General features: G+C 63.8%; 18 protein-coding genes and 5 pseudogenes. 9 read left to right on the plus strand and 14 right to left on the minus strand.

Annotation, left to right across the window (positions count from 1 at the left end):
* Window positions 1–138: 138 nt before the first annotated feature.
* Window positions 139–1,140, plus strand: coding sequence for a dienelactone hydrolase family protein (locus HAP54_RS42495; RefSeq protein WP_166297312.1), 1,002 nt, complete (start codon window positions 139–141; stop codon window positions 1,138–1,140).
* Between the two features lie 15 nt (window positions 1,141–1,155).
* Here HAP54_RS42495 and HAP54_RS42500 read toward each other — a convergent pair whose 3' ends face one another.
* Window positions 1,156–2,019: a DMT family transporter gene (locus HAP54_RS42500; protein ID WP_166297314.1), complete on the minus strand. Its 864-nt coding sequence runs from the start codon at window positions 2,017–2,019 to the stop codon at window positions 1,156–1,158.
* 205 nt (window positions 2,020–2,224) lie between these two features.
* On the opposite strand from HAP54_RS42500, the gene HAP54_RS42505 reads away from it, so the two are divergent.
* Entirely contained in the window at window positions 2,225–3,559 is a 1,335-nt protein-coding gene (locus HAP54_RS42505; protein ID WP_166297316.1) for an IS1182 family transposase, read from the plus strand.
* Between the two features lie 45 nt (window positions 3,560–3,604).
* On the opposite strand, the pseudogene HAP54_RS42510 reads toward HAP54_RS42505, so the two are convergent.
* Window positions 3,605–4,711 (minus strand): annotated as a pseudogene (locus HAP54_RS42510) (IS4 family transposase); the annotation flags it as partial.
* Window positions 4,712–4,823: 112 nt separating this feature from the next.
* Here HAP54_RS42510 and HAP54_RS42515 point away from each other — a divergent pair.
* Together HAP54_RS42515 and HAP54_RS42520 are read left to right on the plus strand one after the other, a co-directional pair.
* Complete coding sequence (locus HAP54_RS42515; protein ID WP_166296351.1) at window positions 4,824–6,167, plus strand: IS1380-like element ISBdi2 family transposase; 1,344 nt, start codon at window positions 4,824–4,826, stop codon at window positions 6,165–6,167.
* Window positions 6,168–6,779: 612 nt separating this feature from the next.
* Window positions 6,780–8,134: pseudogene (locus tag HAP54_RS42520) on the plus strand (PLP-dependent aminotransferase family protein).
* A gap of 202 nt (window positions 8,135–8,336) precedes the next feature.
* Here the strand turns inward: HAP54_RS42520 and HAP54_RS42525 are convergent.
* The 5 genes and pseudogenes from HAP54_RS42525 to HAP54_RS42545 all read right to left on the minus strand — a co-directional run bounded on the left by HAP54_RS42525 (window position 8,337) and on the right by HAP54_RS42545 (window position 12,721).
* Window positions 8,337–8,993 carry a carboxymuconolactone decarboxylase family protein gene (locus tag HAP54_RS42525; protein ID WP_166297318.1) on the minus strand — a complete coding sequence of 219 codons (657 nt, stop codon included), beginning with the start codon at window positions 8,991–8,993 and terminating at the stop codon, window positions 8,337–8,339.
* An 86-nt stretch (window positions 8,994–9,079) separates the two neighbouring features.
* On the minus strand, window positions 9,080–9,892 hold the full coding sequence (gene blaOXA, locus HAP54_RS42530; RefSeq protein ID WP_166297320.1) for a class D beta-lactamase: 813 nt from the start codon (window positions 9,890–9,892) through the stop codon (window positions 9,080–9,082).
* 127 nt (window positions 9,893–10,019) lie between these two features.
* Window positions 10,020–10,283, minus strand: a complete 264-nt coding sequence (locus HAP54_RS42535) for an EscU/YscU/HrcU family type III secretion system export apparatus switch protein (protein WP_166297322.1) — start codon at window positions 10,281–10,283, stop codon at window positions 10,020–10,022.
* Window positions 10,280–11,871, minus strand: a pseudogene (locus HAP54_RS42540) (flagellar hook-length control protein FliK). The gene HAP54_RS42535 and the pseudogene HAP54_RS42540 overlap by 4 nt, the downstream one beginning before the upstream one ends.
* A gap of 64 nt (window positions 11,872–11,935) precedes the next feature.
* Window positions 11,936–12,721, minus strand: coding sequence for an ATP12 family chaperone protein (locus HAP54_RS42545; protein WP_166297324.1), 786 nt, complete (start codon window positions 12,719–12,721; stop codon window positions 11,936–11,938).
* Between the two features lie 70 nt (window positions 12,722–12,791).
* Here HAP54_RS42545 and HAP54_RS42550 point away from each other — a divergent pair, with 70 nt between their 5' ends.
* Window positions 12,792–13,247, plus strand: coding sequence for a hypothetical protein (locus HAP54_RS42550; RefSeq protein ID WP_166297326.1), 456 nt, complete (start codon window positions 12,792–12,794; stop codon window positions 13,245–13,247).
* A gap of 393 nt (window positions 13,248–13,640) precedes the next feature.
* Window positions 13,641–15,449: a multicopper oxidase family protein gene (locus HAP54_RS42555; RefSeq protein ID WP_210297463.1), complete on the plus strand. Its 1,809-nt coding sequence runs from the start codon at window positions 13,641–13,643 to the stop codon at window positions 15,447–15,449.
* A 75-nt stretch (window positions 15,450–15,524) separates the two neighbouring features.
* Here the strand turns inward: HAP54_RS42555 and HAP54_RS42560 are convergent, their stop codons facing one another.
* The gene (locus HAP54_RS42560) at window positions 15,525–16,589 is read right to left on the minus strand and encodes an IS630 family transposase (RefSeq protein ID WP_166204319.1); all 1,065 of its coding nucleotides are present in this window, start codon (window positions 16,587–16,589) and stop codon (window positions 15,525–15,527) included.
* A gap of 126 nt (window positions 16,590–16,715) precedes the next feature.
* Here HAP54_RS42560 and HAP54_RS42565 point away from each other — a divergent pair, with 126 nt between their 5' ends.
* Together HAP54_RS42565 and HAP54_RS42570 are read left to right on the plus strand one after the other, a co-directional pair.
* Window positions 16,716–18,740, plus strand: a complete 2,025-nt coding sequence (locus HAP54_RS42565) for an alkaline phosphatase family protein (RefSeq protein WP_210297462.1) — start codon at window positions 16,716–16,718, stop codon at window positions 18,738–18,740.
* 131 nt (window positions 18,741–18,871) lie between these two features.
* Entirely contained in the window at window positions 18,872–19,330 is a 459-nt protein-coding gene (locus HAP54_RS42570) for a GNAT family N-acetyltransferase (RefSeq protein WP_166297330.1), read from the plus strand.
* Window positions 19,331–19,364: 34 nt separating this feature from the next.
* Here the strand turns inward: HAP54_RS42570 and HAP54_RS42575 are convergent.
* A pseudogene (locus HAP54_RS42575) lies at window positions 19,365–19,526 on the minus strand (amidohydrolase family protein); the annotation flags it as partial.
* A 91-nt stretch (window positions 19,527–19,617) separates the two neighbouring features.
* Here HAP54_RS42575 and HAP54_RS42580 point away from each other — a divergent pair.
* Window positions 19,618–20,564, plus strand: a protein-coding gene (locus HAP54_RS42580; protein WP_166293531.1) for an IS630 family transposase whose coding sequence is annotated in 2 segments (ribosomal slippage) — window positions 19,618–19,957 and window positions 19,957–20,564 — 948 coding nt in all. Because the reading frame shifts where the segments join, the coding sequence is not laid out codon by codon here.
* Between the two features lie 13 nt (window positions 20,565–20,577).
* Here HAP54_RS42580 and HAP54_RS42585 read toward each other — a convergent pair.
* From HAP54_RS42585 to HAP54_RS42605, 5 genes and pseudogenes are all read right to left on the minus strand, one after another.
* A pseudogene (locus HAP54_RS42585) lies at window positions 20,578–21,780 on the minus strand (amidohydrolase family protein); the annotation flags it as partial.
* A 92-nt stretch (window positions 21,781–21,872) separates the two neighbouring features.
* Window positions 21,873–22,436, minus strand: coding sequence for an HdeD family acid-resistance protein (locus tag HAP54_RS42590; protein ID WP_166297332.1), 564 nt, complete (start codon window positions 22,434–22,436; stop codon window positions 21,873–21,875).
* A gap of 40 nt (window positions 22,437–22,476) precedes the next feature.
* Window positions 22,477–23,283, minus strand: coding sequence for an MFS transporter (locus HAP54_RS42595; protein ID WP_224741545.1), 807 nt, complete (start codon window positions 23,281–23,283; stop codon window positions 22,477–22,479).
* A gap of 398 nt (window positions 23,284–23,681) precedes the next feature.
* Complete coding sequence (locus tag HAP54_RS42600; protein WP_166202952.1) at window positions 23,682–25,016, minus strand: IS1182 family transposase; 1,335 nt, start codon at window positions 25,014–25,016, stop codon at window positions 23,682–23,684.
* Window positions 24,913–25,575 (minus strand): MFS transporter, encoded by a 663-nt coding sequence (locus HAP54_RS42605; RefSeq protein WP_224741544.1) that lies wholly within the window; start codon window positions 25,573–25,575, stop codon window positions 24,913–24,915. Before HAP54_RS42605 ends, HAP54_RS42600 begins: the two co-directional genes overlap by 104 nt.
* Between the last annotated feature and the right edge of the window lie 18 nt (window positions 25,576–25,593).

The raw sequence follows: 25,593 nt of genomic DNA on the forward strand, positions 1-25,593 counted from the left end.
TGCTTGCGCCTGCGTCGTCATCGCCGGGCCTGGGCGAGCGGAAGCCACGCCGTCCGTCAGGCGCCATCCCGTGTCATTTGACAGCCTGCCTCCCGATCGGTCTATTTGCCGTCATCCACGACCATATCGGGTGATCAGATGCTGACAGACTGGCGCTTGGCCGCGACCGCGATCCTGTTTTGCTGCGCCGTGCTGTTCACCTGCATCGAGACCAGCGCCCAGCAAATCTCGAAGGAGATCGCGGCGCGCACCGAGATCTACAGCATCCCCTCGCTGACCATCTCCGACCAGCAATTCCTGACCGGCGACAGCAACGGCAAGCCGGTTACCGTCGGCGGCGAATTCCGGATCGCGCAGGGAAGTGGCCGGCTGCCGGTCGTGGTGCTGATGCATGGTTCGAGCGGCGTCGGCGCCGGGATGGACGCCTGGGTGCGCCACTTCAACGCCATGGGCATCTCGACCTTCGTGATCGACGGCTTCTCCGGCCGCGGCCTCACCGCCACCGGGCCGAACCAGGCCCTGCTCGGCCGGCTCAATCTGATCGTCGACATCTATCATTCGCTGGATATCCTCACCAGGCATCCGCGGGTCGATCCCGAGCGCATCGTGCTGATGGGATTTTCGCGCGGCGGCCAGGCCACGCTCTACGCAAGCCTCGATCGCTTCAACAAGCTCTGGAACAAGTCCGGCGTGCAGTTCGCGGCCTATATTCCGTTCTATCCGGATTGCTCGACGAGCTTTCTGACCGACACCGCGGTCGCCGCGCGGCCGATCCGGATTTTTCACGGCACGCCCGACGACTATAACCCGGTTGCGAGCTGCAAGGCCTACGTCGCGCGGCTCAAGGAGGCCGAGCACGATGTGGTGCTGACCGAATATCCTGACTCCGCGCATGGCTTCGACGCCGGCCTGATCGGCAGCAACACCGTGGTGGAGTCGACGGGTTCGCAGACCGTGCGCCACTGCACCATCAAGGAAGGCGAAGGCGGCGTGCTGATCAACGCGGCGACAGCGGCGCCGTTCAGCTACGAGGATTCCTGCGTCGAGCTAGGTCCGCATGTCGGCGGCAACCCAACCACCGCGCTTCAAGCGCGCAAGGCGGTCAGCGATTTCCTGCAGGCGCTGTTCAAGCTGAGCTAGCGTGTCTGGCCGCACTCACGCGAACCGGCGCGCGAACACCACGCAGACCACGACGAGCATGGTTGCTGTTATCATCGACCAGGCGACCGGCTCGTGCAGCAACAGCCCGGCCAGCGCGAGGCCGAAGAACGGCTGCAGCAATTGCAACTGGCCGACGCTGGCGATGCCACCGATCGCGAGCCCGCGATACCAGAACACGAAGCCGACCAGCATGCTGAAGATCGAGACATAGGCGAGCCCGAGCCAGGCCGCCGCGCCGATGCCGTCCCAATTCGGCGGCAGCGTCATGATCGTCATCAGCAGCACCACCGGCGCGGATAGCACCAGCGCCCAGGAGATCACCTGCCAGCCGCCGAGCCGGCGCGACAGCGCCGCGCCTTCGGCATAGCCGAGGCCGCAGACGACGATCGCCGCGACCATCAGGAGATCGCCGGTCAGTGACGCCGCTCCGTCGCCCGACAAGGCGAAGGCGGCGACCGTCGCGCTGCCGATGCAGGAGAACAGCCAGAACAGCGGCTTCGGCCGCTCGCCGCCGCGCAGCACAGCGAATACGGCGGTCGACAGCGGCAACAGTCCGATGAACACGATCGAATGCGCCGAGGTGATGTGCTGGAGCGCCAGCGCGGTCAGCAGCGGAAAGCCGATCACGACGCCGAGCGCGACGATCACGAGCGACACCAGGTCCTTGCGTTGCGGCCAGGGCTGCCGCAGCACCGCGAGCAGCGCGGCGCCGAGCAGCGCCGCAATCGCCGCCCGCGCCGAAGTCAGGAACAGCGGCGAGAACCCGGCCACGGCGACGCGGGTGGCCGGCAGCGAGCCGCTGAAGATAATCACGCCGAGCAAGCCGCTGCCCCAGCCATCGATCGAAGCCTTGTCCATCGCACCTTGCTTTCGCGCATTGCGAGATAGGGTCGAACCGCGAGCATCAGTGCGCCCCCTCTCCCGCTTGCGGCAGGGCTGTCCGGGGAAATTCAACCATAGCAGAGTTCCATCTGGTTGAGGGGCGTTCTGCATTTGCGGCGGCTAGGAGCTTGTCTGGATAGTCGCTGTTCAAATCTGGTCGGGTCTGATTCAACATTGGGCGATGAGCAAGTATTTTCGGCCTTGGAACATCGATCAGACGCTGCTTCTGCCGCCGAATGTGCAGGACTTCGTGCCGAAAGGCCATGTCTCGCGGTTTATGGTTGATCTGGTGCGGGAGAGCCTCGATCTCAGGGAGATCATGGGCAGCTATGTGAGCGGGCTTGGGCAGCCGCCGTTTGATCCGCGGATGATGGTGGCGCTGCTGCTGCATAGCTATGCGAGTGGGCTGTATTCGTCGCGTCGGATTGCCAAGGCCTGCCGGGAGCGGAACGATTTTGTGATGATCGTGGCGCTGGATGCGCCGGATTTTCGGACGATCAGCGACTTTCGCAAGCGACATTTGAAGGCGCTCGGCGCGCTATTCGTGCAGGTTCTGAAGTTGTGCGAGACGGCCGGGCTGGTCAAGCTCGGTCATGTCGCGCTGGATGGTACGAAGATCAAGGCGAACGCGTCGAAACACAAGGCGATGAGTTATGAGCGCATGAAGAAGCGCGAGGCGGAATTGAAGGCCGAGGTCGCTCGCATGCTGGCGGCCGCCGAGGCGGCGGATGCCTCGGAGGATGAGACTTTCGGCAACAGCGACGAACTGCCGGACTGGACCGTCGACAAGCAGAAACGGCTGGCGAAGATCCAGCAAGCGATGGCGGCGCTGGAAGCGGACGCCAAACTGGCGGCGGAGGAAGAGCGCCGCATCGAGGCCGAAAAGGAACAGCAGCGCCAGGCCGAAGGCCGCAAGAAGCCGGGCAAACCGGCGGCGCTGCCATCGGAGGAACCCAATCCCAAGGCGCAACGCAACTTCACCGATCCGGAAAGCCGCATCATGAAGTCGAAGGATGGCTTCGTTCAGGCCTATAATGCCCAGGCGGCCGTCGATGCACATGCCCAGATCATTGTCGCGCAAGAACTGACCCAGCACGGCAGCGATCAGGGCCAGTTGGTGCCCCTGATCGAGGCCATCGAGAGCAATCTTGGCCGCAAGCCGCGGCAGGCCTCAGCGGATTCCGGCTACTGCAGCGAAGCCAATCTCGAAGCGCTCGACACACGCAGCATCGATGGCTATGTCGCGCCCGGACGCGCCAAGCACCCGACAGTAGCGAACGGAAAAGTCGGCGGCCCGCTGACACAGGCCATGCGAAAGAAGATCGACGATGGCGGCTTCGAAACACCCTACCGATTGCGAAAGCAAGTGGTGGAGCCGGTGTTCGGGCAGATCAAACAGGCAAGAGGCTTCCGCCAGTTCCTGTTGCTGGGCATCGAGAAAGTGCGCGCCGAGTGGACAATGATCTGCACCGTCCATAACCTCCTCAAGCTGTTCAACCTCGCAAACGCAGCCTGAGCCTGCTACTCTACAACAAATGCCCGTCACGAAAACATATCTGGACGGGCTCCTAGGGTTGATTGGCGGAGGCTTGTCGATGCTGGCGAAGGCTCGCCGGGTGAACAGGAACTGGCTGACGAGTTCGGCGAGCCTGAGCGGCAGCATTTTGATGCAGTTGGTCCGCGCGGCAATGCGCAACAGTAGGTAGGCAATCATCGCAGCAAGCACTTGCAGGCGGATTGCATTGTCGTTGGTGCCGAGGAACTTGCGGATGTCGAGGTGCTGCTTGATCCAGCGGAACAGCAGTTCGATCTGCCACCGGCTCTTGTAGAGGGCGGCGATCTCGACGGCCGTTCGGGTCGTATCGTTGGTGAGAAGCGTGATCACGCCGCCGTTCTCCCGCCTGACCTTGATGCGCCGCAGCGGTATCGGCAAACGCGAGTCGCCCTTACTGGTGAGCTTCACCTCGTCGTCGACGATGATCCTGAAGCCGTCCCCCTTGCTGTTGCGGATGGTGCGATGCCTGACCGCGCGTAGCCGGATGCTCGTCTTCGGCCGGGTCACGAAGAAAGCCTTGCTATCATTGATCTTCTGCCACCAGTCGAAACGGCAATATCCCTTGTCGAACACGTAGGTTGTGCCGGCCTGGATCGGAGTCTGGCGACCGATCTCGATATCGTTGACGTTGGCAGCCGTCACCTCGACGCACTTCGGGATATCGCCCTTGGGATCGTAGACCACGTGCAGCTTCATGCCGCGGATGCGGCCGTTCCACACCGCCCAGGTGCAAACTTTGCCAAGCGGGATCGGACTGGCGTCGATCAGGCGCACCATCTCCTTGCCTTCGCCCCGCAACTGCCGGCTTGCCATCGCCGACAATCGTGCAAAGGTTTGCGCAAAAATGCTGGACGGGCGGCGGGTATTGGCATCCGACAGCGTCGAGCGGGACAACCTGCCGGTGCCCAGATGATAGTGATGCTGAGGATTGGCGTTGAAGCCGGTCACCACGGCGCGCAGGCTGTTGTTCCCGCTCAACTGCGCATAGATCAGCGCTACCAGGTGATCCCAGCTCTTGAACGACTTGTCGTAGGCATCCCCGTCCAGACGATCCACAGCCGTCTGAAACTGCCGCCGATTGATCGGTTCAAGCAGCCTACTAACCCGTCTTATTCGTCAGAGTGCGCCTGAGAGGCTGGCGAGCGTGGTGTAAAGCGCTGATGCGGCGTAGGATTCGGTTGCAAAGCCAACCCCATCACCTTCAGCCGCGAACACCAGGCCCGCCATGACCGATGATACGATTCTGCCCTTCTCGTTTCCAGCCGTTCACGCCAAGAAAGTCACAGCTGCCTTCGATGGCGGTCGGCTGACCTCGAACGGGGGCGTGATGCTTCTGGCGATGGCCGAGCGGCGTCTCGGCTTGGCCGACAATTTGGCCCGGGTGTTCCCGGATCGGCGCGATCCGACGCGGGTCGTGCACAGCCTTGTCGATATGTTCCGCGCGCGCATGTTCGCGATCTGCTGCGGCTACGAGGACGCCGACGACCTCGATCATCTGCGGTCCGATCCCGCATTCAAGCTGGCCTGCGGACGGCTGCCGGACACGGGTCGCGATCTGTGTTCCCAACCGACGCTGTCGCGGCTGGAGAATGCTCCGCGCCTGCGCGACGTGATCCGACTGACCTACACTTTGGTCGACGCATGGATGGATAGCTACCCGCGCGAGCCGGCATCCGTCACGCTCGACATCGATGATACCTGCGATGTCGTCCACGGCCATCAGCAGCTCTCGCTGTTCAACGCTCATTATGACGAACGCTGCTTCCTGCCGATCCACGTCTACGACACGGAGAAGAGCCGGCCCGTGGCGGTCGTGCTGCGGCCCGGCAAGACGCCGGGCGGCGTCGAGGTGCGTGCCCATCTGCGCCGCCTGATACGGCATATCCGGACGCGGTGGCACAACACGCGAATTACGTTCCGTGGCGACGGGCACTATGCTCGGCCGGAGGCCATGACGTGGTGCGAGACCAACGGCATCGACTACATCTTCGGTCTGTCCGGCACCAAGCCGCTCGCCAGAAAAGTCGACGAGGCCGCCGACGACATCCGCACGCGACGCGCCATCGAGAACCTGCCGGTTCTGCGTGGCTATACCGAGACGCGCCACAAGGCCAAGTCCTGGGATCGCGAACGGCGTACCGTCGCCCGTATTGAGGCGACGATGCTCGGCCTCGACATCCGTTTCGTCGTCACCAGCCTCGATGTCGGCTCGGCCGAGTGGATCTACGACAGCCTGTATTGCGCGCGCGGCCAAGCCGAGAATCTGATCAAGCTGCATAAGACACAGCTCGCCTCCGATCGCACCAGCTGCCGTTCGGCGCTCGCCAATCAAGTCCGCCTCGTTCTCCACACCGCCGCTTATTGGCTGATGCTGACCGTGCGCGACGCGATTCCCAAAGCCCGGGAATTGGCCACAGCCGAGTTCGCGACGCTGCGTCTTCGTCTCTTGAAACTCGCTGCCCGTGTCGTCGAGACCACGAGCCGCATTCGCCTTGCGTTTGCCGCGGCATGTCCCGAAGCCGACCTGATCCGCGGCTTGCCAGGCGCGCTGCTGCCGCTCGGTCCTTGACCGGCGGGGCGTCCGCCCCCCGTTCGCCCACCCCATCCCTCAAGCGCGTTGCAAAGTACGGGTCGTCAGGCGGTGAAAAGCCGAAGGCAATCCCGCGCGCCTCGTCAGAGCAGATGTGCGGCCACATCAATCGGACTAAAAAAACGCACTCTCACGAATAGGACGGGCTAAAAATGCTATCGCGAAATCGCATGCTCGGCCTTCTGTGTCTCGACAACCAGAAAAGACCGATTTGCCTCGGTTTTGCCGAGCATGCACCGCGACACAGTGAATCATTCCCCGGACAGCCCTGCCCGCAAGGGGGGAGGGTTGGGGTGGGGGTATCTCCACGGGAAGACTCTTCGTGTGGAGAGAGCCCCCACCCGCATCGCATCTTCGATGCGATGCGACCTCCCCCGCAAGCGGGAGAGGTGCAGCGAGGCTGGTGCTGCATCGATCCAACCGACTCTCATTTGTACTTCACCGCGACCATAGCGGTCGGGGGCTCGCCAAGGCAGCTACAGATCAGTACAATATCGCAAAACTGTAGGGATGAAGGTAGGCATACACTTGCAACAGCCATCCGATGCGCCGCAATCCGATCCGCCGAAGGCGACGCGGACCACCGAGGTGATGAACGCGATCCGCGCCAGGGTGGCGAGCCGGGCGCTGGTGGCAGACGACCGCCTGCCCTCGGTCCGCGGCCTTGCCGCCACCATGGGCGTCTCGCCCTCCACCGTCGTCGAGGCCTATGACCGGCTGGTGGCCGAGGGCCTGATCCGCCCGCGGCCCGGCTCCGGCTTCTATGTCTCCTCAACCGCACTGCCCCCGCTCGCTCTCGCAAAAGACCAGCCGCAGCGCGACCGCGCCGTCGATCCGTTCTGGGTGTCGCGGCAATCGCTCGATGCCGAAGACGGCGCGCTGAAGCCGGGCTGCGGCTGGCTGCCAGCCGAGTGGATGCCGACCGAAGCGCTGCGACGCGCGCTGCGCGGCCTGGCACGCGCCGACGACGCCGTGCTTGCCGATTATGGCGCGACCCGCGGCTCACTCGCGCTGCGCCGTCTCCTGATGGCACGGTTCGCCGATGAGGGCCTCGAGGTGCCGCCCGAGCAGCTCCTGCTCACCGCGTCCGGCACCCAGGCAATCGATTTGGTGTGCCGCTTCCTGCTCCGGCCCGGCGACACCGTGCTGGTCGACGATCCCTGCTACTTCAATTTCCGCGCGCTGCTGCGCGCGCATCAGGTGAAAATCGTCAGCGTGCCCTACACCGCGTCAGGGCCCGACGTCGCAAGCTTCGAGGCGGTGCTGGCCGCCGAGCGGCCGCGGCTCTATGTCACCAACTCGGCGCTGCACAATCCGGCGCGACGCTGTCGCCGCAAACCGCGCATCGCGTGCTGAACGCCGCGGCGGCCCATGATCTCACGATCGTCGAGGACGATATCTTCGCCGATTTCGAGCCGGAGCCGTCGGCGCGGCTCGCTGCACTCGACGGGCTCAACCGCGTGATCCGGATCGGCAGCTTCTCCAAGACGCTGTCGGCCTCGGTGCGCTGCGGCTTCATCGCCGCTCGGCCGGACTGGATCGAGGATCTCGTCGACCTCCAGGTCGCGACCGGTTTTGGCGGCCCGAGCGCGGTCGCAACCGAAATCATCGCGAGCGTGCTGTCGAGCGGCTTCTACCGCAAGCATGTCGAGGAGCTGCGAAGGCGCCTCGCCCGCACCCGCCGCGACGTCGGCGACAAGCTGCAGCGCATCGGCATCGAGCCCTGGCTGATGCCGCGCGGCGGCTTCTATCTGTGGTGCGAGTTGCCCGACGGCCGCGACTCCGCCGACGTGGCGCGCGCAGCGCTCGCCGACGACAATGTCGTGCTGGCGCCCGGCAACGTGTTCAGCGCCTCGCAGACAGCTGCCGCCTTCATGCGCTTCAACGTCGCGCAATGCCGCGACCCCAGGCTGATGCCGGCCTTGCAGCGGGCGATCGGGCGGTAGAGCGCGATGAGATTAGGTTGAATACCGCGACGGCACTGCGTTCCCTCGCCCCGTGCTTACGGGGAGAGGGTTAGGGTGAGGGGCCGTATCCGCGTATACGGTGACAGCTGCGTTCGCGGAGACTCCCCCTCACCCGGAACGCATCTCACGATGCGTTCCGACCTCTCCCCGCAAGCGGGGCGAGGTGAAGCAGCGCCGCGCCCTACTTCTCGCCGACCTTGAACGGCTCCTCCTTGTCCGGGGGCACGGTCTCCTCGGCCATCGCCAGGATCATCGCGACCATCACGTAGTTGCCGGCGAGCGCGGTGAGATCGACGATCTGCTGGTCGTTGAACAGCTTCTTTGCCCGCGCATAGGTCTCGTCGGAGACCTTCTTGGTCGTGGTCAGCTCGGTGACGAAATCGTACACGACGGCCTCGTCCTCGGCCATTTTCGACGGCCGGTTGCCGGCCTTCAGGTCGGCTATCACGTCCGCCGACAGACCTGCCTTGGCCGCGAGCGGCGCATGCGCGAACCATTCGACCTGCGAGCGCCACTGGCGGCCGATGATCAGGATCGCGAACTCGTTCAGCCTGGTCGGCACCGAGGTCTGCCAGCGCGGGTAATAAAAGAGATCGTAGAGGCGCTGGCCGAGCACCGGGCTGCGGATGATCGGATTGTAGGGGCCGCCGATGCCGACGCTCGACACCTTCATGATCTGCTCGCCGAGCGGCTTTTGCAGGTCGTTGAGCTGCTCCATGGTGAGCTGCGGGAAGCGCGGCTCCTTGCTGGTGGCGGGTGCCGAGAACATCGTGGCCGCGAGCCAGCCGCCGGCCGCGGCCAGCGTGAGCGACGACAGCCAGACGGTTGCTGATTGCATGATTTCCTCCGGTTCTTGCTTTTGACGGAGGCATGCTAGTCGAGCAGTGATGCGCCTGCCAGCCGCGACGCACGCAGATCAGCCCGTCACAACGCGACGATATCGGTGAGGCATTGCTGCGTGACGCTCATCCGCGCGTCGATCTGCGCCTGGGTCTTGCAGTCCATGTTCATCGCGAACACCGTGACGTCACCGCCCTTCTCGGCCCAGCCGACCAGCCAGCCGAGCGAGCCGTGCTCCTTGTCGGTCAATCCGGTCTTGGCGCGAATGACGGCGTCACCGACTTTCGTCACCGGAAGGACGTCGCACACCAGTTGCTGGCTGCGCTTGCCGACCGGCAGCACGCCGCGGCGCAGCCGGTCGAGGAAATCGATCTGCTGCACCGGATCGATCCGCAAATTACCCGACACCCAGAACTGATCGATGCCGCCGCCGATGTCGCGGTTGCCGTAGTCGATAATGTCGAGATATTTCTTCATCCGCTCCTCGCCGATCCGGCGGGCGATCTCCTGAAACACCGGGAAGGCCGACACCGCGAGCGCCGAGCGCAGCGTGTGGTCCCTGTTCCAGGCCTCGATGCTGCGCGTTGTGCCGTCCCACTTGAAGACGTCATTGTCAGGGTCCTGCACCACGCCGGTCTCGAGCGCGATCAGCGCGTTCGGGATCTTGAAGGTCGAGGCCGGTAACTTGCCCTCGCCCGAGCGAACCTTGTCGCTCGCGATGATCAGATAGTCGTCGATCTTGTAGCCGACGAAGGTGCCTTCGGTGCCGAGATCGAAGAAGCGCTTTGCCAGATCCTCGCGAAACTCGCTGCGCTGGTAGGAGACGTTGGCGAGACTGCGCGACGGCAGGATGCTAGCGGCAGCAAGCAGACCGAGCGCATGGCGGCGATGGATCACGAGGGGACCTGGACCGGTTCGGGTTGACGACGATGCTGATGCCATCGTGGTGAAACGATGGCAATAAGGCTTGCTTGTTTGACGCGTTTTCTTCACGCGGGCCGGGGCCCACTTCGCTCGAAAGCAGCTAGCGCACCCGGCCCGACAGCCGCAGCACGAACACCAGCACTTCGGCGACGGCCTTGTAGAGCTCGGCCGGAATCTCGTCGCCGAACTCGACATTGGAAAGCGCACCGGCCAGGACCTCGTTCTCCTCGATCGGGATATCGTTGGCTTTGGCGACCTCGATGATCTTGGCGCCGATCGCGCCCTTGCCTTTTGCCACCACGCGCGGTGCGCCGGCGTGGTCGTAATGCAGGGCGACCGCGAGCTGGTTGTTGGCGTCGCTCATGATGCGCGGTCCAGGAAATGGCCGGCGCGCGCGGGCGCGGGTTGCGGCGGGCTGCCGTCGCGGATCTCGATATCGCCGGGCGTGAGCTCGGCCCTGGTCAGCGCCTGGCTCAGTTCGGAAGCGCCGGCGCGCAGCTGCGCGGCGGTCGAGGGACGCTCGGCCCACATCCGCACCGAGGTGCGCTCGCCGTTCAACGAGACCAGCGCGTGCACCGGCCCGGCCGGCTCGACGTCGAGCGTGAAGCGCGCCCGCCATACCAGCTTGGCGGCCTCGACCTCGTTGCCGCCGCCATCGCGGGAAATCTCGAACTGCGCCATCGCCGTGCCCTGCTGGGTCAGGAACGGGATCTCGAAATTCCAGCGCGGCACCATCGCGTCGAGCTGCGGACGCTGACCATCGCCGCGATCCGGCAGCGAGGCGACCTGGAGCAGCGTCTGCCGCGCCAGTGCCGCGTCGGTGTTTTCCAGCAGGCGATGCGCGGCGGCAGCAATCGGCGTGCCCGGCGCAATCGACGGCTCGGCAACGGCCTGCGCCGCGGGCAGCGCGCCGTGAAACGGCGGCGGCGGCGTGTTGCTGCGTGCGGGCACCTCGCCGGGCAGCGCTCCCGCGGCACAGCGCCCTGCCGTGCCGGATTGCCGAGCTCGTGCAGCGCTTCCTGAATGAGATTGAGCGCGCCGCCCGACGACGGGCCGGCATCGAGCGCATCCGCGAGTGCGCCGGCGAGCCCGGTGGCGCCGCGGCCGAGATCGTCGGCGACCGGCACGCGGGCCTGCGGCAGCAGTATCTCCTGAACGTCGAGGTCGGGCGTTGCCGGCGGCACGAGGCTCGGCGCCGTGCCGGCATTGGCAAGCGTCGGCCGCTCGAGCGGCGTGGATGCAGGCTTGGCGGTGTCGCCGGCACCAGCCGACGTCAGCGCCTGGCGCAGCACGATCAGCGCGGCCTTCAGATCGGGCGCGCTGCCGCTCGTGGGCACAACGCCCGAAGCAAGCGTCGCCTCCAGCAGCAGGCCGGATTTCTGGAAGCCGGTCTTCACGGCATCGCCGCTCAGATTCTCGTCGAGGCCGGTCTGCTGCGCCAGCACCTGTGCGATCGCGGCCTGAAGCTTTGGCGGCAGATTGGCGGAGGCGACCGCCGCGAGATTGGCAAATAGTGGCGCCTGGCTGCCCTGCACCGCCGCCGCGTTCTGGGCCGTTGCGGTGATGGTGACGCGCTCGAGTGGCGTCAGCACCGCCTTCGGCGCCGTGGCGACGGGCTGGGACGCGGCGCTGAGATCGGCCGCCCCCTGGGCGCGCGGCGACATCTGCACCGTATCGCCGGCGTCGGCGCCCGGCCCGACCAGTTGCAGGCGAACGCTGCCGTCACTGGTCTGCGAGACCGCAAGCTGCAGGTTCTGGCCCTGCTGCAGCGGCACCTCGGTCTGGACGTCGATCGACAGGCTCGCAATCGCGATCCGCACCAGATCGGCCGACAGCACCTTCAAGACCTGCGCATTGACGACGCTGCCCGCCTCGAGCGTGAGGGCTGGCGCAACACTGCCCGCCTCGTTCGAGGCAAGCACCGGCAGCACGGGATTGATGGCAAGTGCCATGTCGGAGGTCTCGGTCAGGCGGCAGGCTCAGGCCGCAGGCTAGCCCGGCGCCGTAAACCCCTCGTTAACCGGCAGCCGGCATGAGCTCCCTCAGGACGCTGGCGGCGGCCTTGAAATCGACCTGCCGGGCCGCGCGGCGGGCAGCGACCTCCTCGTCGACGCCCCATTTCTCGATGTTCCAGTCCTCGTCGACATGGGCGGCGGCCCAGACCTGGTCCTCGTCGCGAGCACCATGCGCCAAGGCCAGAGCCAGCAGCGCTGAGCCGGTCAGCGTCGTCACCACATGGAGCGCCGCGACCGACCATGGATCGGCCGGGAACGCCGCGCGCGCCGCCTTGATCGCGGGCTCGGGCTGGCCGACATGCATGACCCCCTCGGCCATCACGAAATGGGCGCCGAGCGTGTCAGCGGCCCAGAACAGGATCGGGTCCCAATGCCGGGCCTCGCGCGCCACCAGGGAATCGGGATAGCCGGCGCGATAGAACAGCAGGTCGCTGCCGAGGAATTTTGCGGCGTCATCGGCGACCTCGTCGACACGATCGATCACCCCCTCGATCACGCTGTTGGCAAGCCGCGTCAGCGGCATGGTCATGGGATCGATGGTCTCGCCCTGCGCATTCCATTCTGCCGCGACCGCGTCCGCCATGGCGCGCGTCGGCACCACGATCGGCTTGCCGGACGGCGAGCGGATCTGCTTGCCGTCGAGCGTGATCGCAAATCCGCCACTGGCGTCAGTGACGTCGGCGCCGATGTAGAACCGCTTGCGCTGGGGCTTGCGGATGTGGCGCCGCACCGCCTCCTGCGGATCGAGCGGGGATTGTTCGGGTCCATTGTCGAAGAGTTCGCGCATCAGGCCGGCAGGCTTTCGTTCGGGAGGATTTCCCTGCAAGATATGTCAGGGTCACCGGCAAATAAAGCTGATGGGACGGGTCAATATCCTGGCGGGTTTTTCGCTCGTTGCGGTGGCCTTCGGAGCCGCCGGCGCCGAGGCCGGGTTCCGCACACCGGAATCGCTGATCCGCAACGTCTACGCCCATTATGGACGGGGCAGCGCCGCGTTTTCCAATGGCCTGCCGCGCGACGAGGAAACCGCCCGGCAATTCTTCGATTCCCCCCTGCGCGCCGCCTGGACCGCCCTGCACGACGCACCCTACGATTTCCTGGTGCAGAGTCCGACCTGGCGGATCGGCCCGATCTCGATCGCAATCCTGCGCAGGCAGTTCGACCGGACCGATGTGACCGTGACGTTCGACAATGAGGGCCGCGCGGTCACGCTCAACTTCATCGTCGTCAACGGTCCCGACGGCTGGGTGATCTCTGATGTCGAGAGCCCGCACGATTCGCTGCGACTGTTTCTGACGAAGTTCAGGCGCTGATCTCGATCACTGCACTCGCTCGGAACCACGCGGCGGTTTGCTGGAACCAAACCGCCGTCGGCACGACGGCACGTGACAGGATCGGCGCCGCCGAAAAAATATCTGACGATCGCCGGCGCGTCGCGCGTTCTCCGCAATTGCGTCGGCGAATGCTGCATCCGATTGATCGCTCAGCAAGTTTGAACATCCTGCTCGCGTTCTGCGTCGAAGTGCCGCAAGAAGCTGTCATCTGCGTGTTAAAAACCTGCCAGATTTCGGCAACAACGCGCGGCTAGCTTCCCGTCACCAAACAGAAGCATCTGTCGACCATTGCGGTCGCAAGTCGTGGACTGACGTCACGCATGGCGTCGGTTGCGCGTTTGCGCGCCTATGTCGACGTATTGGCAGGGCGGCGTGGCACGACGACTTTCGACAGCTTGTTGTGTCATCGCCGCGGCTTGCCTCGGGCTTGCTGCGAGCGGCATGACGGCCTGGCTCGGTGCGACGGGCTTGCAGGACGTGCCGCGAACGCAACACGATGTTTGTGCGCGGCCGGAGCCCGGCAGCGCGCTCGAGGAACCCGCCGAATTGCGCAGCCGCGACGGCGTGCTCGAAACCGATCTCAGTATCCACGATCAGAAGCTGCCGGATGGAACGAGCCGCTACTGCTACCTGACACCGGACGGCAAGCCATCGCCGACGCTGCGCGTGAGGCCGGGCGATCAGCTGGTCATCCATTTCAAGAACGACCTCGTCGACCTCGACACGGCAACGCCTGCGATCGACCGCCCACTCGCCGGCGCACCGATCTGCACGACGAGACCGAAAGCCGACGTTTGCGCGAGCGCCGCGATGACGCCGATCTCGACCAATCTGCACTTCCACGGGCTGACCGTGCCGCCGGTCTGCCACCAGGATGACGTGCTGAAAACCTCGATCCAGCCCGACGATGCGCCGTTCGAGTATCGCCTGCGCATCCCGGACGACGCGCCGCCCGGCCTCTATTGGTATCACCCGCATCTGCACGGTTTCGGCAAGACCCAGGTGCTCGGCGGCGCCTCCGGCGCGCTGATCATCGAAGGCATCGAGCGCGCCGATCCGTCGCTGGCCGGCCTCCCCGAGCGCGTGCTCGTGATCCGCGACCAGGATCTGGTCAATCCGGATGCGCCGCCGTCGAAATTCGAGCCGGTCATGACCAAGAGCCAGCTCGACAATGATGGCGACGTCGCCAATTCCGGCACCGGATTCGGCAAGCCGTCGAAGGATCTCTCCGTCAACTTCGTGCCGGTGCCCTATCCGAACTATCCGCCGGCCGGGCTCACGATGAAGCCGGGCGAGCGGCAGCTGTGGCGCGTGCTGAACGCGTCCGCGATCACCTATCTCAACCTGGCTTTGCTGGTCGGCCGCGCGCCGCAGCAGATCGGCATCGTCGGGCTCGATGGGGTGCCATTACAGTTCGAGGGCAGCCCGTCGCCCTCGGTGCAATGGGTCAACCATATCGGCCTGCCGCCGGGCGCGCGCGCCGAGTTCATCGTCGAAGGACCGCCGGCCGGCGCGCAGGCCTTGCTGGTGACGCGCGCGGTCGACACCGGGCCCGCCGGCGAGAACGCCCCCAACCGCGCGCTCGTGGCCGTCACGACCTCAGTCAATGCGAGCGAACCGCAGGCCGCTCTGCCCGCGCACGTCGAGCCGCTGCGGAAACCGGATCGACCGTGGGTCGGCGACGTCGCACCGGTGCGCGTCAGAAAACTGTTCTTTTCCGAGCAGCCGGAGAACCCGAACGACCCGAACAGCCCGACCAAGTTCTTCATGACCCTCGACGGAGAGATGCCGAAGCCGTTCGATCCGCAATCTGATATTCCCGACGTCACCGTGCGGCAGGGCGACGTCGAGGACTGGATCATCGAGAACCGCTCGATGGAGCTGCATGATTTCCACATCCACCAGCTTCACTTCCAGCTGCTCGACTGGTCCGGCGTCGCCGTCAACGAGCCGTTCCTGCGCGATACCGTCAATGTGCCCTACTACAACGGCCGGATGCTGAAGTATCCGAGCGTGCGCCTGCGCATGGATTTTCGCGATCCCAGCATCGTCGGCATCTTCGCCTACCACTGTCACGTCCTCGAACACGAGGACGGCGGCATGATGGGACGGATCAAGGTCGTGCCGCGAGACACTGCAAGTTCCACCAAACCGCTCAACCAGCAAAAAGGAGAGCTTTAATGCCCGACAAGCACAGGTCACGTTGGCTGCAGGGATGCCGCCTTACCCTCAGCGCGCTTGCGCTAGTACCCAGAATCAGAGCTGAGTGATACGGCGGCCTTTGAAACGGCGTTGACGGACCTTTTTCTTGGTCCAGACGAAGGGCTCGGCTCTGTCGTTGTATGCGTTGACGTAGGCATCGATGTGCTCCTGAAGCTGCGTGAGGCTTGTGAAGGAGGTGCCGCTGAGCGACTGCCCCTGCAAGATCGAAAACCATACCTCGACCTGATTGAGCCAAGACGCACTTGTCGGCGTGAAATGAAATTGCACGTTGGGGTGGGCCTTGAGCCAATGCTCGTTCTTCTTGTGGGTGTTGAGGTTGTCGAGGATGACGTGAAGCTTCCGGTTCGGAAAAGCCGCGGTGACGCTGTTCATGAAGTCGAGAAACTCGACGCGGCGTCGGCGTTTTGAATGCGCCGCGATGATCTTTCCGGTGGCGACTTCGAGCGCCGCAAACAATGTTGTGGTGCCATGCCGCTTGTAATCGTGGCTCTGGCCGGTCAAGGCGCGGCCATTGGGCAACTTCAGATAACCCTGCGCTCGCTCCAAAGCCTGGATCGAGGGCTTCTCGTCCACGCACAGCACAATGGCCTTCGCGGGCGGGGCGACATAGAGGCCGACAACATCGGCGGCTTTGGCCGTAAAGTTCGGGTCGTTGCTCTCACACCAGGACTTACGAGCCGCGAGGTCAATCTTGTGGCTGCGCAGGAACCGCCAGACATATTGGACGTCAACATCGCCCAGCGCCCCGGCCAGCAGGGGCCCGGTCCAGCGTGCGAACCCGTCCGGCGGCGGCTTGTCCAGCAGCTTCAGAATCCGCTTGTCGGTGGCCTTCGTATAGATTGGCTGCTTGCCCGGTCGCGGCTTGTCTTGCAGCCCTTCAAGGCCTTGGTCGGCATAGCGATGCCGCCAAAGGCTGACAATCCGCGGCTGGACCCCAACTTCCTTGGCGATCGACCGAGTGCTGCGTCCATCCGCCGCCAACAGAACTATCCGCGCCCGCTTCAAATCGCGCTGCAACGTCACCGGGGAGCGGCAACACGCCTCAAGCACCTTGCGATCTTTCCTCGAAAGGTGGACTTCTCTTGCTTCGGGTATCATCCCGACCTTGAATCACGACTCACGCTTTAAGAACAGTAGGTACTAGGTCAGTTCACCGCCGGCCCGGTGCTGGCGGAGGACTGGAACCATCACGGTGGACACGAGACCCGGTCGCCGATCAAGCACGTGATCGTCATCATCGGCGAGAACCGCAGCTTCGACCACGTGTTCGCGACCTATGTGCCTGAGCGGCACGACCAGAGCGTGTTCAACCTGCTCTCGCAGGGCATCGTCAAGCTCGATCACAACAAGAACGCGATCCCCGGGCCCAACTTCGAAAAGGCGCATCAGCAAGCCGCGACCGATACCGGCCTGAACGATGCGTTCCTGCTGAGCCCGCCGAAGCAGAACTTCCCGAAGGACCAGTTGCCAGCTCCGCTGGTCGGCGGCCCCAAGGTCTCCTACATCCCGAACAAATGCGGCAGCTCGCCGATCACCAGCTGCGAAGCGTCGCTTGCGCTGGCGCAGCAATCGGAATCCGGCCTGCCGTCCGAGTATTACCAGTACCTGTTGACCGGCGGCACTGGTCAGACGTCGGCGACCCCCGACGCACGCATCACCAATGTCAGCGCGCTGCCGGCCGGTCCGTTCCAGCTCACCAACAGCGACGCGTTGCCCTACGACTCCTATTCGGCAAGCCCGGTGCATCGCTTCTACCAGATGTGGCAGCAGCTGAACTGCAACCACTCGGCGGCCAGCCGCGACAATCCGTCGGGCTGCGGCGGCAATCTGTTCGCCTGGGTCGAGGTGACCGTCGGTGCCGGCGCCAACGGCGCGGCGCAGCCCTCCAACTTCTCGACGGACTATTCGCCGACGGCAACGACCACGGGCGAAGGTTCGACGGCGCTCGGCTTCTACAATGTGCAGAAGGGCGACGTGCCGTACTTCACGTCGCTCGCGCAAAAATATGCGATGAGCGACAACTTCCACCAGTCCGTCAACGGCGGCACCGGCGCCAACCACATCATGTTCGGTCATGCCGACATGCTTTACTTCAGCGACACCTATGGCAACGCCGCGGTGCCGCCGAACGGCACGCAGGTGTTCGGCGGCACGCCGGACGCCGGCATCGTGCATCAGATCGAGAATCCGAATCCGGCTGTCGGCACCAACAACTGGTACACCGAGGACGGCTACGGCGCGGGCGGCAATGGCGGCTTCCCGGCGCCCTACCAGACGAGCCCGGTGTCCGGCGGCGGCTCCTACAGCGATTGCTCGGATCCGAGCCAGCCCGGCGTCAAGCCGATCCTGGATTATCTGAAGGGGCTCCGGATCAACGCGAATTGCGAACCGGGTCACTACTATCTCTTGAACAACTACAATCCGGGTTATTTCGGCAACGGCAAGAACGCCTACACCGACACCAATCCGTCCAACACGCCGTTCACGATCCCGCCGTCGACCCGCAAGAGCATCGGCGACAGCCTGAACGAGCGCAACATCTCCTGGAAGTATTACGGCGACCAGTGGAACAACTACGTCAACGACCCCTACCAGCTCAACTGGGGCGTGGCCGGGCCGAACGCCGACGAGTACTGCAACATCTGCCCGTTCCAGTACGACACCTCGATCATGTCGCACCCGGAGCAGGTCGCAGCCCATATCAAGGACTCGGCTGATCTGTACACCGACCTCTCCAAGCATTCGCTGCCGGCGGTCTCGATCGTCAAGCCGAGCGGCTTCACCGACGGTCACCCGTCGTCGTCCAAGCTCAACCTGTTCGAGGGCTTCGCAAAGAAGATCGTCGACCAGGTCCAGGCCTCGGACTATGCGAAGGACACCGCGATCTTCATCACCTTCGACGAGGGTGGCGGCTACTTCGACTCAGGCTATGTGCAGCCGCTCGACTACTTCGGCGACGGCACGCGGATTCCGCTGATCGTGGTGTCGCCGTTCGCGCGGCAGGGCCACATCTCGCATGAATATGCCGACCACGTCTCGATCATCAAATTCATCGAGCGCAACTGGGACCTGCAGCCGATCACCCATCGCAGCCGGGACAACTTCCCGAACCCGGTTGCGGCGCCCGGCAATCCCTATGTTCCGGTCAACAGCCCGGCGCTCAGCGATCTCTTCGACTTCTTCGACTTCGACGGCGGCGGCCATCATCATGGCGGCGGCTGGGATCACGGTGGCGGCTGGGACCACTGACGACCGCACCTCGCGACACTCCAATCCGCCGGCCCGGATGGCCGGCGGATTTCATTTACACCCAGCTGGATGTCCATAGCCTGCGCGAGCCTGTAAGGTGTCTGGCTTCGTCTCTGTGGAAATCCTGCTCAATGGCATCAATCGCTTTCCGCCAGGCTCAACGCGCCGACCTTCCGGCGATCATTGCGCTGCTCGCCAACGACGTCCTGGGGCAGCAGCGCGAGGATGCGAGCTCGCCGCCGAACCCAAGATATATCGATGCATTCGATGCCATCCTCGCCGATCCAAACCAGCTGCTGGTCGTGGCTACCGCGGACGACGAGGTGATCGGCACGCTGCAACTCACCTTCATCCCCGGCCTGGCGCGGCTCGGGGCCTGGCGCGGGCAGATCGAGGCGGTCCGAATTGCGGAGACGCACCGCAGCTCAGGCGTTGGGCAGCAGATGTTCGAATGGGCGATCGCGCAATGCAGGGCGAGAGGCTGCAACCTCGTGCAGCTCACGACCGACAAGGCGCGCCCCGATGCGCACCGCTTCTATGAGCGGCTGGGATTCACCGGCAGCCACATCGGCTACAAGCTGATGCTTTGACGCACAGCCGGGCCTGCCTTGTCATCACGTGCGTCTATTTGTTCCGGTCACCACCAAGACGATTCTTGAAGACCTTCCCATCCTTCATGATGACCAGGAAGTTCTTTGCCGGGTCTTCTATCAGCTTGATGTTGTCGATCGGGTCGCCATCGACCAACAGAAGGTCGGCCAGCGCGCCTTCCTCCACCACGCCTAGAGCATTTTCCGACCGGAATGAATCGGGTGGGGATTCCCAAAACGGCGCGAGTCAGATTCAAGCTGCATGCTGGCGAGGGAGGCCAGCATGTATGGCCAGGGCGCTTTCGGTTGATCTTCGTCAAAGGGTGATAGCCGCGATTGACGGTGGCATGTCCTGTCGACAGGCTGCTGAGCGCTTTGGTGTCAGCGCGGCCAGTGCGATCCGCTGGCGCGGTCGCCTCAAGGAAGTTGGCGACATCGTTCCTAAACGCCAGGGCGGTGACCGCAAATCGCAGCGCATCGAAGCGCATTCGCAATTGATTCTGGAGGCAGTGACAGCGAAGCCGGATATCACGCTCGCCGAGTTGCGAGAACTGTTGAAACGTCGTGGAATATCGACTGGCATCGCGTCGCTCTGGCGTTTTTTCCAGCGCAGAAAGATCACACTTAAAAAAAGACAGCGCACGCCGCCGAGCAACGGCGCGGCGATATAAATGCCGCGCGTGAGGAGTGGTTCGAAGGGCAAATCGATCTTGACCCTGAGCGTCTCGTCTTCATCGACGAAACCAGCGCCAACACCAAAATGGCGCGGCTTTACGGCCGCTCGCCACGCGGCGAGCGATGTCGTGCAGCTATCCCACACGGACATTGGAAGACGACGACATTCACCGCTGGATTGCGCTCCGACGGTCTGATCGCGCCGCTTGTTCTGGACGGTCCAATGGATGGCGACGCTTTCCTGGCCTACGTCGAGCAATTGCTCGCCCCATCGCTGCGGCCGGGCGATACCGTTATCATGGACAACTTGCCCGCTCACAAGGTCCACGGCGTTCGAGAGGCCATCCGGGCGGTCGGAGCAAGCCTGCTCTATCTTCCGCCCTACAGTCCAGACTTCAACCCGATCGAAATGGCCTTCTCTAAACTGAAAGCCCTGTTGCGGGCCGCCGCAGCGCGCACCATGCCCGATCTCTGGCAAGCAATCGCCAACGCTCTCAAGCGCTTCTCACCCGAGGAATGCCAAAATTATCTCGTCGCGGCTGGTTACGACGCAACGTGATCGGAAAATGCTCTAGCCTGCCTGGATACGGATTTCGAAGGCCGGACAGACCGAGCAATTCGGCATTCGTCGACGTCGCCATCGTGAGCGCCTCGGCGGGCGTATACCATCGCGTGAGCGTCGTCAGCATGGCGCCTTGCCGGTCAGCAAGCGCCTTCGAGAACAAGACGTCGGTGCCGAATGCCGTCTTCAACTTGTACTTCTTCGCAAAGCCGTAGACCCTGTCGGTGCCGGCAACGACCTGTCGCATCTTGTCCTGCTCCGCAGGTCCAAGGGCCTGGCGCCCGACAGATCGACGAAGGGCTGGGTGCTCAGCCAAATTCCCTTCTCGGCCATCAGGCGGGCCGTCGCGTCGTCCATCAGGTGACCGTGCTCGACACATTTGGCTCCCGCTGCGATCGATCGCTGGATCGCGACAGGCGTATAGGCGTGTACGGCGACATAGGTCCCCCAGTTCTCGGCAGCTTCGACCGCGGCGCGCAACTCCGGTTCAGTGAACGTGGACACATCGAGCGGACTGAATGGCGACGCGACCCCGCCGCCCGCGGTGAGCTTGACCTGCGTAGCTCCCTGCATGAGCTGCTCGCGCGCGCGCACACGGACCTCATCGGGGCTGTCCGCGACCATGGCGCCGCCTATCCTCTCCATGCGGCTGAGCATGCCGCCGATCGTTCTGGGCAGTTCGGACAGCTGCCGGAAGTCGCCATGGCCGCTGGTGATGGTGATCATGGCGCCGGACGGGTAGATGCGCGGACCGGCGACGAGCCCCTCGTCGATCGCCCGCTTGAGGGAAAAGGCCGGCCCGCCCATGTCGCGAACGGTGGTAAAGCCGCGCATCAGCGTGGCCGTTGCTTCCGCGGCCGCAAGGAGATTGGTGTAGCCGACATCACCGGCTATCGCAGTCGCCGGCGTCGGGCGTACCAGCATCGCATGCCAATGCGCGTCGATCAGCCCGGGCATCAGCACCCGTCCGTCGCCGGCGATCACCTGCGCGTCGCGCCGTGATCGCCGCAGTCGAAATCTTCTCGATCTTGTTGTTCCGGATCAGCACATTGGACGGCCCGGAGAGCGCGCCATTCTTGCCATCAAAGACGCGGACATTCTGGAACAGCACGCCAGTATTCTGCTGAGCTTGCGCAGGCAGTGAGCCAAGGAGGCTCAAGCCAATCGAGGCGATCAGTGCAGGCACCCCGAAGCTTTTGCTCAAATCTGACATGTCACTCTCCGCCCATGGCACATCGCTCGAGATTATCATTGATCTCGCTGTGTACGAGGGGCCGACTTGATTGCGGCTGATTAGTGAGCGGCCTACTGAGCCGCTCTGGCGGCAGGCTGCAAAGCGTAGGTCAGCCATCCGACGCCATGAGACAGCAGATCGATCCCCAGCAACAACCCGAGCACCCACAACCCGGTTGCCGGAAACCCGGTCAGGATGACGAGGCCTGCCAGGACGCCGAACACCCCGGATGCCAGCATGATCCAGCCGGACTGCTGCCAATGGCCGATGCCGACCAGCATGCGCACAACCCCGGAGACCAACAGCGAGAGACCGAGGACATAGGTCAGGATCAGCGCACTCGTCACCGGCTGGCTCAGCAGGACGATTCCACATGCAAGGTAGAGCACCCCAAGCAGAAGCTGCCACACGAATCCGCCCCAGCCCTTGGTCCAGAACGCATGCAGGATTTCGAACGCGCCGGCGACGATCGCCGTCCAGCCGATGAAGATGGCGCTGATCACGGTGAAGAGCACGACATCGCCCAGGACCAGAAGGCCCGCGGCGATCATGACGAGCCCAAGCAGCACGCACACCCATAGCGGCGGGCCAGGCAGGCCGCGGAGCATTGTGGAACTGTTCTCATAGGTAGCCATGTCATCCTCCTCGATCCCAGGCAGCTGCGGCGCATCCCAACTAGGCCGATCGCTCGCCCTCGCCTGTCGCTCCGTCGTCCGGTATTTCACCCGGCCGGTAATTCGGCAGCCGGCCCGCGGGAATGACTGCGAGCAAGGCGAGGCCGGCCATGATCAACAATCCGATCTTCAACGCACGCAGACGCGCTTCGGTGTTGACCCGCACCGCTTCCTCGACCTGCTGCGGCGTGCCGCTGGTGCCTTCGAGCACACTGCGCAGCCGGTCATTGCTGACGAAGGTGATGTTGCCGAGATCGACCTGGCTCTGAAGCTCCTTGGTCAGCACCGGACTGGCCGCGATCCTGCCAAGCGCGATCGTACTCAACAGACCGACGAGAAGAGCTCCGGCAACCGCGGTGCCGACTGCCGCCGCCAGATTCTGTGAGGTTCCGCGCAGAGACCCGACGTCCCCGGCCAATTCCTTGGGCGAAGCCGTGACCAGAACGTTGAACAGCAGCGTCACCAGGGAGCCCTGGCCAATGCCGAACAGCACGAGTCCAAAGAGAACGGGAAACTCGCTCCAGTCGTTGCGTACGACGAACGCGAGCCATAGCAACGCGACAGTGCAGAGGCCAAAGCCGAAGCGTCCGATCTGGCGCGGCGTCAGTCTGTCGTAGAGATTGACAATCAGCATCGCCGACAGAAAGACGGTCAGATTGAAGGGCATCATCGCGATCGCAGTCGCAATTGGCGAACGTCCCTGAACGATCTGGATGTAGAGCGGCACCGTGAAGTTCAGGGCCGCCTCGAGCGCCACGACTGCGAACAGCGCGTAGACGGCGCACCTCTCCTCTGGCGAGTCGATCACCTGCAACGCCAGCAGGGGCGTCTTCCCTGCGGCCTGCCCGATGCGTCCACATCAGGAATGCCTGCCCGAGTACAATGCCAAGCACGATCAGGACGGGCGCCGGCGAGACGCCCAGCAAATCGAAAGGTGCGTTGGCGGTCGCCAGGATCACTCCCCAACCGTTCAAATTGTTGAATCCGAAGCTGATGAAGATGATTGCGCTCGCTGCAAGAGCGACGCCAATCAGATCGATCCGAACATCCGGGCGACCGCGGTCGGGCCGCAGGCGGAAACTCAGAGCGAAAGCGATCGCCGAAGCAGCAATGAGAATTCCGAACGCGGGGCGCCAGCCGATATAGGTGCCTAGGAGCCCGTCCAGATATGTTTTCGTGACGGGCATTTGTTGTAGAGTAGCAGGCTCAGGCTGCGTTTGCGAGGTTGAACAGCTTGAGGAGGTTATGGACGGTGCAGATCATTGTCCACTCGGCGCGCACTTTCTCGATGCCCCGCAACAGGAACTGGCGGAAGCCTCTTGCCTGTTTGATCTGCCCGAACACCGGCTCCACCACTTGCTTTCGCAATCGGTAGGGTGTTTCGAAGCCGCCATCGTCGATCTTCTTTCGCATGGCCTGTGTCAGCGGGCCGCCGACTTTTCCGTTCGCTACTGTCGGGTGCTTGGCGCGTCCGGGCGCGACATAGCCATCGATGCTGCGTGTGTCGAGCGCTTCGAGATTGGCTTCGCTGCAGTAGCCGGAATCCGCTGAGGCCTGCCGCGGCTTGCGGCCAAGATTGCTCTCGATGGCCTCGATCAGGGGCACCAACTGGCCCTGATCGCTGCCGTGCTGGGTCAGTTCTTGCGCGACAATGATCTGGGCATGTGCATCGACGGCCGCCTGGGCATTATAGGCCTGAACGAAGCCATCCTTCGACTTCATGATGCGGCTTTCCGGATCGGTGAAGTTGCGTTGCGCCTTGGGATTGGGTTCCTCCGATGGCAGCGCCGCCGGTTTGCCCGGCTTCTTGCGGCCTTCGGCCTGGCGCTGCTGTTCCTTTTCGGCCTCGATGCGGCGCTCTTCCTCCGCCGCCAGTTTGGCGTCCGCTTCCAGCGCCGCCATCGCTTGCTGGATCTTCGCCAGCCGTTTCTGCTTGTCGACGGTCCAGTCCGGCAGTTCGTCGCTGTTGCCGAAAGTCTCATCCTCCGAGGCATCCGCCGCCTCGGCGGCCGCCAGCATGCGAGCGACCTCGGCCTTCAATTCCGCCTCGCGCTTCTTCATGCGCTCATAACTCATCGCCTTGTGTTTCGACGCGTTCGCCTTGATCTTCGTACCATCCAGCGCGACATGACCGAGCTTGACCAGCCCGGCCGTCTCGCACAACTTCAGAACCTGCACGAATAGCGCGCCGAGCGCCTTCAAATGTCGCTTGCGAAAGTCGCTGATCGTCCGAAAATCCGGCGCATCCAGCGCCACGATCATCACAAAATCGTTCCGCTCCCGGCAGGCCTTGGCAATCCGACGCGACGAATACAGCCCACTCGCATAGCTATGCAGCAGCAGCGCCACCATCATCCGCGGATCAAACGGCGGCTGCCCAAGCCCGCTCACATAGCTGCCCATGATCTCCCTGAGATCGAGGCTCTCCCGCACCAGATCAACCATAAACCGCGAGACATGGCCTTTCGGCACGAAGTCCTGCACATTCGGCGGCAGAAGCAGCGTCTGATCGATGTTCCAAGGCCGAAAATACTTGCTCATCGCCCAATGTTGAATCAGACCCGACCAGATTTGAACAGCGACTATCCAGACAAGCTCCTAGCAACCCACCGACGACAAATGCCAGCACGCCGGCGGCAGCCCGCGCCGAGCCAAGCGCACCAAGGGCCGTCGCTTGCTGGCATCCGGCATAATTCTCGGCAATCAGCGCGACGAGCGAAGGCACGATCACCGCGCCCGCAGCGCCGCAAAGCGCCTGAGCGGAGATCATCACCGAGGCCGTGGGGCTGAACGTCATCGCGATCTGCGATATCAGGAAGAGCACGACGGCAACGCGAAAGACCTGCACCGCCCCGAACCTTTGGGCGAGTTTCGCGCCGAGCATCACGAACCCGGCCACCAGCATCGAGTACGCCACGATTCCGGTCGCGACCGTGGTCGGCGGCACGCCGAAGCTGGCGACCATTCCTCCCATGGCAACCGGCAACGACGCGACATTGAACGACATGATCATCTGACCGGACGCAATCGCGATCATGGGCACCCATGATGCGCGCTCTTCCTGATGAACGTCGCCGATCGAGATAGCTTGCGTTGCCATCGCGTCCTCCAACCTGCC

The organism is Bradyrhizobium sp. 2S1 (genome assembly GCF_011516625.5).
GTDB classification, from domain to species: Bacteria; Pseudomonadota; Alphaproteobacteria; order Rhizobiales; family Xanthobacteraceae; genus Bradyrhizobium; species Bradyrhizobium septentrionale.

Coding starts and splice junctions, on each gene's coding strand:
- HAP54_RS42505 (WP_166297316.1), top strand. CDS start 2,225: ATGAGCAAGTATTTTCGGCCTTGGAACATCGATCAGACGCTGCTTCTG.
- HAP54_RS42515 (WP_166296351.1), top strand. CDS start 4,824: ATGACCGATGATACGATTCTGCCCTTCTCGTTTCCAGCCGTTCACGCC.
- HAP54_RS42545 (WP_166297324.1), bottom strand. CDS start 12,721: ATGCGCGAACTCTTCGACAATGGACCCGAACAATCCCCGCTCGATCCG.
- HAP54_RS42495 (WP_166297312.1), top strand. CDS start 139: ATGCTGACAGACTGGCGCTTGGCCGCGACCGCGATCCTGTTTTGCTGC.
- HAP54_RS42525 (WP_166297318.1), bottom strand. CDS start 8,993: ATGCAATCAGCAACCGTCTGGCTGTCGTCGCTCACGCTGGCCGCGGCC.
- HAP54_RS42605 (WP_224741544.1), bottom strand. CDS start 25,575: ATGGCAACGCAAGCTATCTCGATCGGCGACGTTCATCAGGAAGAGCGC.
- HAP54_RS42560 (WP_166204319.1), bottom strand. CDS start 16,589: ATGATACCCGAAGCAAGAGAAGTCCACCTTTCGAGGAAAGATCGCAAG.
- HAP54_RS42500 (WP_166297314.1), bottom strand. CDS start 2,019: ATGGACAAGGCTTCGATCGATGGCTGGGGCAGCGGCTTGCTCGGCGTG.
- HAP54_RS42550 (WP_166297326.1), top strand. CDS start 12,792: ATGGGACGGGTCAATATCCTGGCGGGTTTTTCGCTCGTTGCGGTGGCC.
- HAP54_RS42535 (WP_166297322.1), bottom strand. CDS start 10,283: ATGAGCGACGCCAACAACCAGCTCGCGGTCGCCCTGCATTACGACCAC.
- HAP54_RS42590 (WP_166297332.1), bottom strand. CDS start 22,436: ATGGCTACCTATGAGAACAGTTCCACAATGCTCCGCGGCCTGCCTGGC.
- HAP54_RS42570 (WP_166297330.1), top strand. CDS start 18,872: ATGGCATCAATCGCTTTCCGCCAGGCTCAACGCGCCGACCTTCCGGCG.
- HAP54_RS42600 (WP_166202952.1), bottom strand. CDS start 25,016: ATGAGCAAGTATTTTCGGCCTTGGAACATCGATCAGACGCTGCTTCTG.